The following is a 16,519-nucleotide window of genomic DNA, read 5'->3' as shown; positions in this document are numbered from 1 at the left end:
CGGCGTCGCGGCTGAAGCCGCTCCTACAAAAGCCCGCCCGGCTCTCTGTGGGAGGGGCTTCAGCCCCGACAACCCGTACCGCAAGCCACCAGCGTCGCGGCTGAAGCCGCTCCTACAAAAGCCCGCCCGGCTCCCTGTGGGAGGGGCTTCAGCCCCGACAACCCGTACCGCAAGCCACCAGAGTCGCGGCTGAAGCCGCTCCTACAAAAGCCCGCCCGGCTCCCTGTGGGAGGGGCTTCAGCCCCGACAGTGACACGGCTCCGCATCACGCCACCTCCCCATGCTCCCCAATGCGCTGAATCGACAGGTCATTTCGGCTAGACTGCCGTTTCCGCCCGGCTTCGGGCAGAGCTTCCCAGAGTAATGAACGACGACCCTGGCAGTACCGGCGGCCCGGCCCACCGATCATGGTGGGATCGACTGGGCCACATGTTTTCCGGCGAGCCGCGCAATCGCGAGGAACTGGTCGAGGAGCTGCGAGCAGCCCAGGCCAACGGCCTCCTCTCCAAAGACACCCTCACCATGGTCGAGGGTGCGCTGAAGGTCACCGAACTGAGCGTGGACGACGTGATGGTCCCGCGTGCGCAGATCGTGATGATCTCGGCCGACTCCCCGCTCAATGACATCCTCGCCGCAGTGGTCGAATCCGGCCACTCCCGCTTCCCGGTCCACGGCGAGGACAAGGACGAGATCCTCGGCATCCTGCTGGCCAAGGACTTGCTGAAGTACTTCGGCGACGGCGAGCATTTCGACATCCGCGCCATCCTGCGCCCGGCGGTGCTGATTCCCGAGTCGATGCGGCTGAACGTGCTGCTGGCCGAGTTCCGGCTCACCCGCAACCACATGGCGCTGGTGGTCGACGAGTACGGCGGCGTGGCCGGCCTGATCACCATCGAGGACGTGCTCGAGCAGATCGTCGGCGAGATCGACGACGAGCACGACGACGAGGAAGAACCCACCCTGATGCACGCCCAGCCGGGCGGCGATTGGCTGGTCAGCGCACTCACCCCGATCGCCGACTTCAACGAGCAGACCGGTTCGACCTACTCCGACGAGGAGTTCGACACCATCGGCGGCATGGTCACCTCCGAGTTCGGCCATCTACCTGAAGTCGGCGAGGAGATCGCCATCGGCGATTTTCTGTTCCACGTCACCGAAGCCGACGACCGGCGCGTACAGCAGTTCCGTGTCGGCCCGCGGCCGGTGCAGGACTGACCTGTAGGAGCGCACCTTGTGCGCGACAGCTTTTGGTCACGTGACGAAGAGCATCGCGCACAGGATGCGCTCCTGCGTCGACACACCGGCAGGCGCCCTCTAGAGTGACGTCCTCCCCGCTCCACGGCGTGCCCCCGATGCACCTGATACGCCGCAGCCTTGCGCTGCTCCTGCTGATCCTCCTGGGCGCCGTCGCCCTGCCCGCCCATGCCGGCATCACCGATGCCCCGGGCGACCAGCTGCAGGTCACGGTGATCACCTATGGCCCAGGCGACACCTACTGGGAGCGCTTCGGGCACATTGCCATCGAGCTTCGCGATACCCGGGACGGCCAGGCGATCAGCTTCAACTACGGCGTGTTCGACTTCGACGAAAAGGGCTTCCTGCTCAACTTCGCACGCGGCCGCATGCACTACCTGATGGATGCCGAGCCCACGGACGACGATACCGCGTGGTACGTGCAGGCCGGCCGCTCGATCACCCGCCAGCGCCTCGCCTTCACTCCGGAGCAGGCCGCCGCCCTGCGCGACTTCCTGCTGTGGAACCTGCGCCCGGGGAATGCCCGATACGACTACGACTACTACGTCGACAACTGCAGCACCCGTGTCCGCGATGCGCTGGACAAGGCGCTCGGCGGCCTCCTGAAGGCCACCCTGACCAAGCGTCCGGGCAGCATGACCTTCCGCCAGCAGACCAACCGCCTGATGAGCGCCCAGCCCTGGCTGATGCTGCTGCTCGATTTCGGCCTCGGCCCCTACGCCGACCAGCCGCTCACCGGCTGGCAGGAGAGCTTCATCCCGATGGTGCTGCAGCACGAGCTGCGCTCGGTGAAGGTGCCCGATGGCCGCGGCGGTGAGCAACCGCTGGTCGTGGACGAGCGGGAGGTCTCGCCGAACCGCGTCCAGGTTCCGCCACCGCAGGCGCCCGACCTGCGCGGTCCGCTGGGCGTGGCCGGAGCGACGATCGCGCTGCTGCTGATCCTCGCCCGCCGCCGGGCGCCGGTCATGTTCGCGGTCCTCGGCACGCTGTGGCTGTCGCTGGCCGGACTGGCGGGACTGCTGATGCTCGGCCTGTGGACGCTGACCAGCCACCATTCGGCGTGGGCCAACGCCAACCTGCTGCTGTTCAACCCGTTCGCACTCGCCCTCATCCCCGCCGTCTGGCGCGCGGTTCACCTGCGCCCGGCGCGAAAGTGGGAAGACCTCTTGCTGATCGGCCAACTGCTGGCCGGCCTGGCCGCGCTTGCGCTGCACCTGCTGCCGGGCGTGGTCCAGCAGAACCAGCCCTGGTTACTGCTGGGCCTGCCGCTGTGGCTGGCGCTTGCGTGGTCGCTGCGTGCGGCACGAGGGGCACCCACCGGCGTGGCGTGATTGCCCCTTCACGCATCGGGCGGGCATGATTCGGCCATGCCGCTACCCACGCCCGCCTGCACCGACACTCCCGTTTCGCCTGGCCAGATGGTGGTGAATTGCGTCGCCTACCATCGCGACGGCCGGCGTATCGGCGACATCACGCTCGACGCGATCAGCGACGTGCTGGCCGAGCCGGATACCTTCGTATGGGTGGGCCTGCACGAGCCGGACGAACCGCTGCTGGAAAAGCTGCAGGAGGAATTCGACCTGCACGACCTGGCGATCGAGGACGCCCACCACGCCCACCAGCGCACCAAGATCGAGTCGTACGGCGACTCGCTGTTCATCGTGGTACAGACCGCGCAGCTGGTGGCCGGCAAGCTGGCCTTTGGCGAGACCCACATCTTCCTCGGACCGCGTTACCTGGTGACGGTGCGCCATGGCGCCTCGCTCTCCTACGCACCGGCACGTCGCACCTGCGAGCACTCGCCCGACCTGCTCGCGCTCGGCCCCAGCTACGGTCTCTACGGTGTACTCGACTTCATCGTCGACAACCTGATGCCGATCGTACGGGACTTCCGCGAGGAGCTGCAGGAACTCGAACAGGACATCTTCGCCGAAGCCTTCAACCGCGATACGGTCAAACGCCTCTACGACATGCAGCGTGACCTGATGACGCTGCGACTGGCGGTGGCCCCGCTGCAGGACGTGATCAGCCAGCTGGTGCGGCTGCATCCCAACCTCATTCCGGAAGACCTGCGCGCCTACTTCCGCGACGTCTACGACCACGTGTTCCGCGTCAACGAGTCGGTCAGCGCGATGCGCGAAATGCTCGGCGCCACCATCAACATCAACCTGTCCCTGGTCACCTTCGGCCAGAACGAGGTGATGAAGAAGCTCGCCGGCTGGGCCGCCATGCTGGCCGCACCGACCCTGATCACCAGCTGGTACGGCATGAACTTCCACCACATGCCGGAACTGGACAAGCCCTGGGCCTACCCGACCATGATCGTGCTGGTGATCGCGGTGGTCGGCGGGATCTTCGCCTGGTTGCGCAAGTCGCGCTGGCTGTGAGCGGACGGAAACGGCGCCAAGCTCGATCCTGAGCAATCGCCCCCGTAGGAGGGGCTTCAGCCCCGACAACCATCACCTCACGCCCACAGCGTCGCGGCTGAAGCCGCACCCACAAAGCCCAGCCGTTCACCCCCGTAGGAGGGGCTTCAGCCCCGGCAACCATCACCTCACGCCCACAGCGTCGCGGTTGAAGCCGCTCCCACAAAGCCCAGCCCTTCACCCCCGTAGGAGGGGCTTCAGCCCCGACAACCATCACCTCACGCCCACAGCGTCGCGGCTGAAGCCGCTCCCACAAAGCCCAGCCCCTCGACCTCGTAGGAGGGGCTTCAGCCCCGACCGCCGATCAACCCCGGCAGGGCTGGTTCGGCACCGCCCCTGGGAAATGTGACCGCGCCACGGTCGGGCACCACACCCTTTTCGGTTGCAACCGACAGACCAACATCCAGCTACGGGTGATCCTGCCGGCATGACCCAGCAAGCTAACGTCGGATACCGACAACTGCGCCGCGGCCGACACTCGATCCCGGGCGGTATATACCTGCTCACCACCGTCACCGCAGGCCGCCAGCGCATTTTTCTGGATCGGCAGTTGGCCAGCGTGGTTTCCTCACTCTCGGCGACGGCCAAGACGTGGGGCCCAGCCAGATGTCTGGGCTGGGTGCTGATGCCCGACCACTGGCATGGCTTAATCGAACTGGGCCATGGCACTACGCTCGCAGCCACGATGCAGCGTTTCAAGGGAACAACGGCTCACGCCGTGAACAGGTCTTGCCAACGTCGCGGAGGCGTCTGGCAGCCGGGCTTTCATGATCGCGCCTTGCGTCAGGACGAGGGCATTGCCGCGACGCTGCGCTACCTCATCGCCAATCCAGTGAGAGCCGGACTGGTGGAGCATCCCCTGGACTATCCGTACTGGGATACGACCTATACCGCCGACCTGGCATGGCTGCATGACGTGCAAGCATGTCGCGACTGAAGTCGCTCCCACAACAGCCGCCCACACGCCGCCCCCGTAGGAGGGGCTTCAGCCCCGACAACCCATCTCACGCCCACAGCGTCGCGACTGAAGTCGCTCCCACAACAGCCGCCCACACACCGCCCCCGTAGGAGGGGCTTCAGCCCCGACAACCCATCTCACGCCCACAGCGTCGCGACTGAAGTCCCTCCCACAACAGCCGCCCACACACCGCCCCCGTAGGAGGGGCTTCAGCCCCGACAACCCATCTCACGCCCACAGCGTCGCGACTGAAGTCGCTCCCACAACAGCCGCCCACACGCCGCCCCCGTAGGAGGGGCTTCAGCCCCGACAACCCATCTCACGCCCACAGCGTCGCGACTGAAGTCGCTCCCACAACAGCTGCCCACACACCGCCCCCGTAGGAGGGGCTTCAGCCCCGACAACCCATCTCACGCCCACAGCGTGACGACTGAAGTCGCTCCCACAACAGCTGCCCACACACCGCGCCCGTAGGAGGGGCTTCAGCCCCGACAGCCCACCTCACGCCCACAGCGTGACGACTGAAGTCGCTCCCACAACAGCCGCCCACACGCCGCCCCCCGTAGGAGGGGCTTCAGCCCCGACAGCCCACCTCACTCCCGCAGCGTCGCGACTGAAGTCGCTCCTACAAAAGCCGCACCTACGGGCTTGCAGCCCCCGAGGTCCACTTCTTCAGCCACGCATTCACCGTCTCGTGCCACTGCACGCTGTTCTGCGGCTTCAGCACGAAGTGGTTCTCGTCCGGGAAGGTGAGGAACTCGCTGGGGATGCCCCGGCGCTGCAGGGCGGTGAACGCACCCAGGCCCTGGGTGATCGGGATGCGGAAGTCGTGGCCGCTGTGCACCACCAGCATCGGCACGCGCCAGTCCTTGACGTGGTCGACCGGGTTGAAGCGCTCGTAGTTCTGCGGGTGATCGAACGGCGTGCCGCCGTTTTCCTTCTCCTCGAACCACAGTTCGTCGGTGGCGTAGTACATCATCCGCGCGTCGAACACGCCGTCATGGTCGACGAAGCACTTCCACGGCTGGTTCCACACACCCGCCATCCAGTACACCATGTAGCCGCCGTAGCTGGCGCCGAGCGCACAGGCACGGTCCCCGTCGAGGAAGGCGTACTTCGCCAGCGCCGCCTTCCAGCCAAGCTTCAGATCCTCCAGCGGCTTGCCGCCCCAGTCGCCGGAGATGGCGTTGGTAAAGGCCTGGCCGTAACCGGTGGAGCCGTGGAAGTTGACCGTGACCACGGCAAAGCCCTGGCCGGCGTAGGTCTGCGGGTTCCAGCGGTAGCTCCAGCCGTTGTTCATCGCACCCTGCGGACCGCCGTGGACGATGAAGGCCACCGGATAGCGCTTGCCGCGCTGGTAGCCGGCCGGCTTCACCACGTAGCCCTGCACCGTCTGGTCGCCGGCACCGGAGAAGGTGAAGAACTCGAAGTCCCCCATCTGCGCGGACTTGAGCCGTGCCGCATTGGCGTGGGTGACCTGGCGCAAGCCGCGACCGCTGGCCTTCACGGTGTACAGGTCGGCCGGATGCCTCAGGTCATCGCGCGCCAGCAGCAGCGTGTCGCCGGCCATCGAGTAGCCACCGACCGTGCCCTCGCCGACCAGCTTGCGCACGGCGCCGCTCGCCGCATCGATGGCGAAAAGCGGATGCTGGCCCTCATCGTCGGCAGTGGCGAACAGCGTCTTGCCGTCGGCCGAGATCGACAGGCTGCCGGCGGAGCGGTCCCAGTGCGGATCGACCTCGCGGATCGCGCCGCTGGACAGGTCGATCGCCATGATCGCGAAGCGGTCGGACTCGAAGCCCGGCTCCTTCATCGCCAGGTAGTACAGGGTGCGACCGTCCGGCGAGGGCACCGGGTAGGCATCCCAGGCCAGGTTGGCCGCGGTGAGGTTGCGAGGTGGTGCGGAACCATCCGCCGGCACCTGGTAGACGTCGAAATTGGTCGACCACGGCTCGCTGCTGCCGGCGATGCGCGCACCGAAGTACACGCTGCGGCTGTCCGGCGAAAACGCGATCTCCTCTATGCCGCCGAACGGCTTGCTCGGCACGTCGCCGTCGATGCCCTTGCTGAGCCACGTGGGCTCGGCCGGCAACTGGCCCTGCGCGTTGAAGCGCGCGATGTACAACTGGTTGCGGCGACCCGTCGCCCAGGCATCCCAATGCCGCACGAACAACTTCGTGTAGAGCGTGCCGGTGGACTTGTCCGAGGCGTTGCCGTCCATGCGCTCCTTGGTGCAGGCCAGGTCGGCGCAGTCCAGGTACGCCTCGTAATCCAGGGCTACGGCGCGGCCATCCGGCGAGAGCGCGTAGCCGCCGAGATCGAGCACGCCGTGGCTCACCTGCACCGGCGTGCCGCCCTGGACACCCCTGGCAGGGTCCATCGTCACCCGCCACAGCTGCGCCACCCCATCGGCCGGCGCCACGTAATACAGGCTGCGTCCGTCCGGCGCCCAGCGCGCCGAGCCGGCATGGTCGGCCACCCGCACCGGCTGGTGCGAGCCCTTCAGGTCCAGCACGTACACGGCGGTGATGCCCTTGTTCGCCGCATAGTCGGTCCGCCGCTCGCTGAAGGCGGCATAGCGACCATCCGGCGAGAGCTGGGGGTCGCTGACACGGTCGAGCATGACCAGGTCGTGGACGGTGAAGGGGTGACCTGAACCCGCCGCCATCGCGGCACAACCCCACGCAAGACCCGCAAGCCCCAGACCGAGCACCCATACTTTCATGTCATTTCCCCTCGAAGCGACCTGTCGAATCAAGCGACAAAGCGTCGCTGGCCAAGAACGCGAGCGCAAGCACGGAACAAAGCCTCTCCGAGGCAATCATCCGTCGCCAAGCTGCAATCGTGCGCCCCCGCTGTTCGGCCAACCCACCACGGTCATGACGTCATGCGTCCATTACTGCCCTATATGGTCACATCTCGTCCTGGCGACTGGTTCACGCTTCGGAACCTGTCTCGACAAGCAGTTATTGCCTTGTAAGCCTTTCGTGATCGCATGCACAATCAGAACGGTCGCCAATGTGGAGAAATTGGCGCCGCAGGCTGGCATGCTCAGTGCTTGTCAGTCTGCGAGCTTCCTGGTCGTTCCTGACCGTGAAAGGGGTCCGATCCCGCCTAGGGGGATATGGGACTGGGGCTCAGGGGGCATCATCCGGTTAGCTAACCAAAGAAGAGGAACCACCATGAAGAGCATGCAGAAGGGCTTCACCCTGATCGAACTGATGATCGTGGTTGCGATCATCGCGATCCTGGCGGCCATCGCCATCCCGCAGTACCAGAACTACGTCACCAAGTCGCAGTTCTCCGAGTCGCAGACCATCGCCGACGGCCTGAAGACGCCGATCGTCGAGTACTACAACCAGACCGGCAACTGCCCGGGCCCGGGAACGGGCGGCATTGCCCTAGCCACCAGCTACTCCGGCAAGTACGTCCAGACCGCCACGGCGGGTGGTACTGCGCCGACCTGCACCATTACGGTCAAGTTCAAGCCGACGGGCTCGGTCTCCAAGCCGCTCGGCGGTCAGCAGGTGATCTTCACCGGCACGGACAACGGCGGCTCGTTCGCCTGGGTGTGCGACAAGAGCCACGCCAGCGGTATTGACACCAAGTATCTCCCGCAGGCTTGCGTGGGCAACTAAGACTCGGCGAAGGCCGGCCCGAGCACTAAAGCATCAGTGCCAAGCGCCCTATAGCCGACTCGAGCGAAGGAGCCCCTCCTAGAGGGGCTCTTTTTTTGAGCCAACAACCGTTAGCAGATATGGAAATCCGAGCCCAGCTTCTTATCGGCACACCTCCCAACATCGTAATTTGCGCCGCGAACACCAATATGCTCGCGACCGAGCGCGAGCAAAAGATTTATTTATCAGGGGACTTGCCATGCGCCAGATTCGAGGATTCACTCTCATAGAATTGATGATCGTGGTCGCGATAATCGCCATTTTGGCAAGTCTCGCAGTCACGGTGTATACCAACTCGACCGGCAAGGCCGAATTGAGTGAGGCGTTTACCGTCGTAGACGGCCTGAAAACCGACGTCGCCGAGTACTACACCCAGAATGGCAGCTGCCCCACAAGCGGTAACAGTCCAATTGAAACGGCGACCAGCTACTCCGGAAAGTACGTGGAGCGTGCAACCGTCGCACCAGGCGCCTCCGGCTGCGTCATTACGGCCTTTATGCGGACGAACTCGGTGACTCCCCGACTTCGTGGAAAGACCGTGACTTTCAGCATGAGTCCGCTCGGCAGCGGCTCCTTCCAATGGGCCTGCTCCACGGACGCCCCTGCGAATTATGTGCCGAGATCCTGCCAATAATTATTAGAAAGCATGCTCCCGAGGTGTATTCTCTTAGGCGGCATGAACCAAGATTGGAAAACACATTGTGACAGCGCAAATCTTTAGCACACGCAATATTTTTTTTTGCACCACGCTAATCGTATGCGCCCTGATCTACTGGCCCGCACTGCATGGGCCGTTCCTGTTCGACGACTTTCCAAACCTGGCCGCGCTGACCAGCATCGACCACGTATCGAGCTGGCGCGACCTGGGTATCTACCTGTCGCAGCCGCGTGATTTCCCGGGCCGCCCGATTGCGATGCTGAGTTTCCTGCTGCAAAAGGCGGACTGGCCGGATCAGCCGTTCCCCTTCAAGCTGGTCAACCTGTCGCTGCACTTGACCATCGGCTTACTGGTGTACCTGCTGGCCAGGCGCATGGCCAGGTTATGGCTTTCCACCCGGACGGCCGAAGAGGGTGGGAGCGAATGCGCCGATTGGGCCGCCCTCTTCGCCTCCGCTGCGTGGTTGCTCAACCCCATCCAGCTGTCGGGAGTCTCGCTGGTCGTGCAGCGGATGACTCTGCTGATGGCGTTGTTCACCGTCATCGGCCTGCTTGCATATCTCCACGGCTTGTTGCGCGATGACCTCCCTGCCTGGAGGCGAGGTGTCTGGATGGCACTGGGGCTGGGTGCCTGTACCGGTCTGGCCGTGCTCAGCAAGGAAAACGGACTGCTTCTTCCGCTCTACGCGCTGGTAATCGACAGTACGCTAGGCAATGACGGGGTAAAGCGTTTGCCGCGCGCACTGGCCTGGTGGCGCCGGCTGTTGATCTGGCCCGCCGTGCTGCTTGTACTCAGCTTCCTTTTCTGGACTATCCCTGGCAGCCTTCGCATTGGGATACGAGACTTTTCCCTCAGCGAACGCCTGTTGACCGAGCCACGGGTGCTCGCCAGCTACCTCGGCAATATCTTCCTGCCGCGGTTCGGCCTGTACGGGTTGTACCACGATGACTTCGTGGTCTCGCGCGGCCTGCTCTCGCCCTGGACCACCCTGCCGGCGCTCGCGCTCGTGCTGGCGGCAGCGGGCGCCGCGCTGTTCGGCCGGCGCCGCTGGCCGCTGTTCGCGCTGGCGGTGCTGTGGTACCTGGGCGGGCAGTTGCTGGAGAGTTCAACGATCATGCTCGAGCTGTATTTCGAGCATCGCAACTACGTGCCGATCATCGGCCCGTTCGTGGCGCTGGGACTGGCCCTGGCACGCATGGCCCCGGGCACGGCTCGACGCCTGGCTTCGGTGCTGGCCGTGGCCTGGCTGGCCGCCTGCACCCTGACCACCGCGCTCAGTGCACGCACCTACAGCTCGGCCGACCGGCTGGCGCTGACCTGGGCCAACACCGACCCCGATTCGATCCGCGCGCAGACGTTCCTAGTGGAGCGCCTGACCCAGCACGGCCAGTTGCAGGCTGCCATGAACGTGCTGGACAGAGCCATCCGTCAGTACCCACTCAACAGTGGGCTGGGCGTAGCACGTGTGTATCTACGCTGCATGCAGGGCACTCTGGATGTGGCGGACCTCGACCATCTTGACCAGGTTTTCAAGGATGCCCACTTTGACCGTACCGGTTTCAGCAATATGGAGTCGCTGCGGCAGCTGGCGTTCGGCCATCAATGTCCGGCACTCACCCCGGAGCACTGGTGGTCGCTGAGCAGCACCCTGTTGGCCAATCCGGCCTATGCACAGAACGGCGTGGCCGCCGGTTTCCTGCATTATCAGCGGCACTTCTGGGCGGTGAGCCAGGGCAACCTTGCGCTGACCATCGCCGAGCTCCAGGCCGCCTATCAGAACGACCCGGACGCGGAGATCCCGCGGCTGGAGGCGAAGTACCTGGTCAGTGCAGGACTTTACGATCGGGCGATCGACACCCTGCAGCACGCGGACTACAGGCGGCTGCCGCAATTGCGCCGACTGCTGGTAGATGACAGGGCGATCAACGCGGAAGACATCGCGACCATCCGCCAGATGCAAGCCAAGAACGGGGCGGGCCACTAAGATGGCCCGAGGCGACCCCTTCGGTCGCCGCTCGTCTACCACGGCTCCGATGCGCCATACCAAGCTTCCGCCCATGCTCAGGGCATGGCCGCTGTACCTGGCCATGCTGGTCACCGCCTGCGTCTATTGGCCGGGTCTGTCCGGCGGCTGGCTGTTCGACGACTACCCCAACATCGTCGACAACCATGGCGTCCAGCCGGATCACGCCAGCGTGGCCACGCTGACGCGGGCGGCGCTCTCCTCGCCGTCGAGCCAGTTCAAGCGCCCGCTGTCGTCCCTCACGTTCGCCGCCAACTACCTCGCCGCCGGCCTTGATCCGTTCTGGATGAAGGCCACCAACCTGCTGATCCACCTGCTGAACGGCGCACTCGTGTTCGCCCTGTCGCGAAGACTGCTTCGCTGCGCCTCGCGGGACGACCCCGGCGACCCCGCCCGCGAAGCCGTCCTCGCCGGTTTGATTGCCGCGGCCTGGCTGTTGCTGCCGGTCAACCTGACCGGGGTGCTCTATGTGGTGCAGCGCATGGAGAGCCTGGCCAACCTGTTCGTGCTGATGGGCTTGCTCGGGTATGTCGCCGGCCGCCAGAGGATGCTCGAGGGCCGCACCACGTCCGGCCTGTGGCTGTGCTGCGCCAGCGTCATCGCCGGCACTGCCATCGGACTCACCGCCAAGGAAACCGCCGCCATGCTCCCGCTCTACGCCGCACTGGCAGAGTGGGTGCTTTTCGATTTTCGCGATCGTCAGCGGCGCCGCAGCCTTCCGGTCCTGGGCCTGTTCGTGGTCACGCTGCTGCTGCCGTTGGTGCTCGGTCTGGCCTGGCTTGTCCCGGGCCTGCTGCAACCGGCCACATGGGCCACCCGGGATTTCACCCTGCGTACCCGGCTGCTGAGCGAGGCACGCATCGTCACGGACTACATCGGATGGACGCTGGCGCCCACCCCGGGCGACCTCTCGTTCTATCACGACGATTTCCATGTCTCGCAAGGCTGGCTGCAGCCATGGACCACGCTGCCGAGCGCGCTCGTGCTGGTCTCGCTCGGCTGGATGGCGGTGCGCCTGCGACGACGGTATCCACTGGCCTCGCTGGGCATCGCGCTGTTCCTGGGATGCCACCTGCTCACCGGCACCATCCTGCCGCTTGAGCTGATCTACGAGCACCGCAATTATTTCGCCAGCTTCGGACTGCTGCTGGCGGTGATACCGGCGCTGGCCGCAATGCCTGCTTCAGCAGCGCGCCCGCCCTTCGCGTTGGTCCGCCGCGCACTGCTGGGCGCCCTGCTCGTCTGGTGGGCCCTGCTGACCGCGATGACGGCACAGGCCTGGGGCAATCCGCTGTCGCTGGCGGTGGAGCTGGCTGACCGGGCTCCCCACTCGCCGCGCGCGCAGTACGAGCTGGGCCGGACCTACATCATCTACTCGCGCTACGACCCGGAATCCCGCTTCACCCGGCTGGCGTACGCACCGCTCGAGCGGGCCATGAAGCTGCCCGACAGCTCGATCCTGCCGGAGCAGGCGCTGATCTTTATGAACTCCCGGATGCATCTCCCGATCAAGGACGCATGGTGGGACAGCCTGATCGGCAAGTTGAGGGCCCGGAAGCCGGGCGTGCAGGACGAGAGCTCACTTGCAGCGTTGACCCAGTGTGCCCGCGATGGACGCTGCCCACTGCCCACAGAGAAGATGGTCGCAGCATTCCAAGCCGCCATTTCCCACGCAGCGCCCAGCCCCAGACTGCTTTCGAGCTATGGCGATTACGCCTGGAATATTCTAAAGGACCACGAGTTGGCCTTCAGGATGGCAAAAGCGGCAAGTGCCGCCGATCCACGCGAGCCAGCCTATCGGATTACCTTGGCGCGGGAGGCCCTGGCGCTGAATCAGGTCAGCGAAGCGCGAATCCAGATCCGGGAGCTCGAAAAGCTGGATGTGGCGGGCTCCCTGGATGCGGACATCCATGAACTGACCGCCGAACTCCCCGCTAGTCATTGAACCACCCTCCCAAACCGGAATCGATCGCGTGGCAACCAAGCGCATTCAAACCACCAAAGACCTGGCGATCAACGGAGCACCACCCGCCTTCGAGGAGCCGCTGCACGTCGGTCGTCCGAACATTGGCGACCAGAAACGCTTCCTCGAGTTGACCAGCCAGATCCTCGATAACCGCTGGCTCACCAACAACGGCCCCTTGGTTCGCGAACTTGAGTCGAAAATCGCGTTCCTGCTGGGCGTGAAGCATTGCATCGCCATGTGCAATGGCACCGTGGCGCTGGAAATCGCCATTCGAGCACTGGGTCTGGAAGGCGAGGTGATCGTACCTTCCTACACGTTCATCGCCACCGCCCACGCCCTGCACTGGCAAGCGATCACACCCGTTTTCGCAGACATCGACCCTTCCACGCACAACCTCGACCCGGACGCGGTGCGGCGAATGATCACCCCGCGCACTACGGGCATCATCGGTGTGCATTTGTGGGGGCGCGCCGCTCCGGTCGATGAGCTACAGGCCATTGCAGACGAGCATGGGCTGAAGCTCATGTTCGATGCCGCGCACGCCTTTGGCAGCACCTACAAGGGGCAGACCATCGGAAGCTTTGGCGCCTGCGAGGTGCTCAGCTTCCATGCAACCAAGGCTTTCAACACCATGGAGGGCGGGGCCGTCGTCACCAATGACGACGAGCTCGCCGAGACTATCCGTCTGATGCGCAACTTTGGCTTCAACGGCTATGACAACGTCATCCACCCCGGCACCAACGGCAAGATGATTGAGGTATGCGCCGCCATGGGGCTCGCCAACCTCGACGGCTTCGGTGACATCGTTGCGATCAACCGGCGCAATCACGAGGCCTACAAGCTCGCACTGAACGCGATCCATGGCGTATCGGTCCTGGAATACGGGCCGTCCGAACGCAATAGCTATCATTACCTGGTGATTGAAGTAGATGACCGCTGCCCCGTGACCCGGGACGAAATCGTCGCAGCCCTCCACGCCGAGAACATTCTCGCGCGCCGATATTTCTGGCCGGGCTGCCACAAGATGAAGCCCTACCGCGACCTGTTTCCGCATGCTGGCCTGATGCTGCCCAACAGCGAGGCGGTGGCGGAGCGCGTTATCGTTCTCCCCAACGGCGCATCGGTTGACGATGCCGTGGTGACCACCATCCGCGACGTCATCGTCGCTCTCATCAACAAGGAGCCAACTCCGTGACCATCGACGACTTTATCGAAAAATTTGCCTTCGCCATCGAAACGGAGGCGAGTTCGCTCAGTCCGGAAACCGATTACAAGCAGTTGCCCCAATGGGATTCGCTGAACACGTTGGCGCTCATCGCCATGGCCGACGCCGAGTACGGCATCACACTCAGTGGCCAGGCGATCAATGATACCCGCACCATTGCGGATCTGTGGACGCTGATTTCCAGCAAGGTCAAGGCGTGATCAAGCCGATTTCCGGCGTAGCCATCCGCGCCGTTTCCTCGGTGGTACCGACCCGTATTGCGCGTACGGCCGACTACGTGCACCTGTCCCCCGAGGAGCGGGCTCGCTTCCAGAAAGCGACCGGCATCGCCGAGCGTCACATTGTCCATCCGGGGCAATGTGCATCCGACTTGTGCACGACCGCCGCATTGCGCGTACTCGAGCACCTCGCCTGGGCGCCCGAGAGCGTCGGCGCACTTGTACTCATCACACAGACGGGCGACCAGCCTGTTCCAGCGACATCCTTGGGCATCCAGCATAGGCTTGGATTGCCCAACTCATGCCTGGCATTCGATGTGAACCTGGGGTGCTCCAGTTATCCCTATGGCTTGGCAATCGTTTCTTCGTTGATGCGCACGCTGGGTATCGAACGGGCGCTCTTGCTGATTGGCGATGTATCCAGCTTGACCTGTGCCGAGCACGACAAGAGCTCATGGCCACTGTTCGGTGACGCGGGTTCGGCAACCGCTCTTGAGCTGGACGAACATGCTCCAGCCATGTATCTGGACTTGATGTCGGACGGCGCTGGGAAGGATGCGATCGTCATTCCCCGTGGAGGCTTGGCATCCAGGCGACCGGCTGGCGATGGGCCGGCCGAGCAAGAGACCGACCGGGATGGCGTCACTCGCCGACCGGATCAACTGATTCTGCGTGGAGCCGATATCTTCGGCTTTGCGATATCCAAGGTGCCGCCAAGCATCCAGCGAACGCTGGATGCGGCCGGGATAGACAGTGGTAGCGTTGATCTCCTGGTCCTGCATCAGGCGAACAAGATGATCAACGATACCATCGCCAGGAAAACCGGCTTTGCGGGCGACAAGACCCCCTCCTCCCTTGAGCACTTTGGAAATACCAGCTCAGCCTCGATCCCCGTGACGCTCGGCGCCAACGCTGCATTGTTCTCCGAAGCACAGCGGAGCACATTGCTCTGTGGTTTCGGGGTCGGCTTGTCGTGGGGCTGCGCGCTGGTGACCTTGGCCCGGGGCACGATCCTTCCGATCACAGAAAGTGATCATGTCTATTGATCGAGCAGCCTATTCTGATCCTGCCACCTTCGACGCGGAGCTGGCGCGGATTTTCTCCGACCGGATGTGTGTCGGCTCGGTTTACGACCTGCCCGCCGTCAATGACTACCTCAGCCTGCTCGTCGGCAACCGGGCCATTACGGTTCGCCACACACCAGACGGCGTGCGCGCCATCAACAATGTCTGTCTGCACCGCAACGCACTGATAGACCCCCCCGGCTCGGGCAACCGCGCCTTCCGCTGTAACTATCATGGCTGGAGCTACCGCAGCGACGGCACGCTTGAACATGCGCCATTAGCCGAAGAAGCCGCGATATGCGAACGGCAATTGATCCGCTATACCGTAGCGGAGTCGAATGGCATCTACTACGTGGGGCTCGGGGCCACGCCCGATGTATCCGATACCAGGATCGCCTTCGACAAATTGAGGATGACTCTGGCCGAGCCTTTTGGCCGGGGAACCCTGGACCATGCATGCAACTGGAAATTGCTGGTCGAGAACGTGATGGAGGGATATCACCTGAGTTATGTGCACAAGGAAACATTCGTACAGGCAGGTTTCACCTCTACGGCAAATTACCACCATGAGATGGAGGGGAGCGTCTCGTGGAGCACCATGACCCCCCGCCAAGGACACGGCAATGACCGGAGCAGCCAGTATCGGCGTATCAGTCAGGACGCCGGCCACTATTACAACCATGCCTTCGTTTTCCCGAACCTTTTTCTCGCCAATTCAAACGGCCTCATCGGCTTCATGAGTTACTTGTATCCAGTCAGCACCAGCCATACTCGACTGGAGTGGGCGTTGTTCGAGCTTCCGGCCCTGACCGCACTCGCACCATCGATACGGGAGCACTTTCGGAACGATGCACTCTCCTTCGCCAATGCGACCCTGCTCGAGGACAAAGCCTTGGTCGAGTCATGTCAGCGCGGCATCTCGTCGGTAGGGACAGCGTGCCAATTCCAACCCAACGAAAGCCGGATCAGGCACTTTCACCTGATGTATCAGGAAAGTATGTCGGCAACATCCCGATAGATGCCCAGATGGGCAAATCGGGACGTCAAGCT

13 protein-coding genes are annotated in these 16,519 nt (G+C 63.9%); 12 read left to right on the top strand and 1 reads right to left on the bottom strand.

Annotated features, from left to right (window positions below):
* Positions 1 to 363: 363 nt before the first annotated feature.
* The 4 genes from NC595_RS08465 to NC595_RS08450 all read left to right on the top strand — a co-directional run bounded on the left by NC595_RS08465 (position 364) and on the right by NC595_RS08450 (position 4,617).
* Positions 364 to 1,215 carry a CorC family transporter gene (locus NC595_RS08465; protein ID WP_253565932.1) on the top strand — a complete coding sequence of 284 codons (852 nt, stop codon included), beginning with the start codon at positions 364 to 366 and terminating at the stop codon, positions 1,213 to 1,215.
* 137 nt (positions 1,216 to 1,352) lie between these two features.
* Positions 1,353 to 2,585, top strand: coding sequence for a lipoprotein N-acyltransferase Lnb domain-containing protein (locus NC595_RS08460; protein WP_253565931.1), 1,233 nt, complete (start codon positions 1,353 to 1,355; stop codon positions 2,583 to 2,585).
* Positions 2,586 to 2,621: 36 nt separating this feature from the next.
* Complete coding sequence (corA, locus tag NC595_RS08455; RefSeq protein ID WP_253565930.1) at positions 2,622 to 3,641, top strand: magnesium/cobalt transporter CorA; 1,020 nt, start codon at positions 2,622 to 2,624, stop codon at positions 3,639 to 3,641.
* Positions 3,642 to 4,107: 466 nt separating this feature from the next.
* Positions 4,108 to 4,617, top strand: coding sequence for an REP-associated tyrosine transposase (locus NC595_RS08450; protein WP_253565929.1), 510 nt, complete (start codon positions 4,108 to 4,110; stop codon positions 4,615 to 4,617).
* A gap of 661 nt (positions 4,618 to 5,278) precedes the next feature.
* Here NC595_RS08450 and NC595_RS08445 read toward each other — a convergent pair.
* Positions 5,279 to 7,306: a S9 family peptidase gene (locus tag NC595_RS08445; RefSeq protein ID WP_425493111.1), complete on the bottom strand. Its 2,028-nt coding sequence runs from the start codon at positions 7,304 to 7,306 to the stop codon at positions 5,279 to 5,281.
* Between the two features lie 514 nt (positions 7,307 to 7,820).
* On the opposite strand from NC595_RS08445, the gene NC595_RS08440 reads away from it, so the two are divergent.
* The 8 genes from NC595_RS08440 (at position 7,821) to NC595_RS08405 (ending at position 16,487) form a co-directional block, all read left to right on the top strand.
* Entirely contained in the window at positions 7,821 to 8,276 is a 456-nt protein-coding gene (locus tag NC595_RS08440; protein ID WP_253565927.1) for a pilin, read from the top strand.
* A 238-nt stretch (positions 8,277 to 8,514) separates the two neighbouring features.
* Positions 8,515 to 8,949 carry a pilin gene (locus tag NC595_RS08435; protein WP_253565926.1) on the top strand — a complete coding sequence of 145 codons (435 nt, stop codon included), beginning with the start codon at positions 8,515 to 8,517 and terminating at the stop codon, positions 8,947 to 8,949.
* Positions 8,950 to 9,016: 67 nt separating this feature from the next.
* Entirely contained in the window at positions 9,017 to 10,957 is a 1,941-nt protein-coding gene (locus tag NC595_RS08430; protein WP_253565925.1) for a hypothetical protein, read from the top strand.
* A gap of 49 nt (positions 10,958 to 11,006) precedes the next feature.
* Entirely contained in the window at positions 11,007 to 12,941 is a 1,935-nt protein-coding gene (locus tag NC595_RS08425; RefSeq protein ID WP_253565924.1) for a tetratricopeptide repeat protein, read from the top strand.
* Between the two features lie 28 nt (positions 12,942 to 12,969).
* Positions 12,970 to 14,157 carry a DegT/DnrJ/EryC1/StrS family aminotransferase gene (locus NC595_RS08420; RefSeq protein ID WP_253565923.1) on the top strand — a complete coding sequence of 396 codons (1,188 nt, stop codon included), beginning with the start codon at positions 12,970 to 12,972 and terminating at the stop codon, positions 14,155 to 14,157.
* The gene (locus tag NC595_RS08415; protein WP_253565922.1) at positions 14,154 to 14,387 is read left to right on the top strand and encodes an acyl carrier protein; all 234 of its coding nucleotides are present in this window, start codon (positions 14,154 to 14,156) and stop codon (positions 14,385 to 14,387) included. Before NC595_RS08420 ends, NC595_RS08415 begins: the two co-directional genes overlap by 4 nt.
* Entirely contained in the window at positions 14,384 to 15,451 is a 1,068-nt protein-coding gene (locus NC595_RS08410; RefSeq protein WP_253565921.1) for a 3-oxoacyl-ACP synthase III family protein, read from the top strand. Before NC595_RS08415 ends, NC595_RS08410 begins: the two co-directional genes overlap by 4 nt.
* A complete protein-coding gene (locus NC595_RS08405; RefSeq protein WP_253565920.1) occupies positions 15,441 to 16,487 on the top strand; it encodes an aromatic ring-hydroxylating oxygenase subunit alpha in 1,047 nt (348 codons plus the stop codon). The genes NC595_RS08410 and NC595_RS08405 overlap by 11 nt, the downstream gene beginning before the upstream one ends.
* Positions 16,488 to 16,519 lie beyond the last annotated feature (32 nt).

This window comes from Dyella lutea (assembly GCF_024158035.1).
In the GTDB taxonomy this organism is placed as follows: Bacteria; Pseudomonadota; Gammaproteobacteria; order Xanthomonadales; family Rhodanobacteraceae; genus Dyella_A; species Dyella_A lutea.
This window is presented reverse-complemented; position numbering and strand designations above follow the sequence as displayed.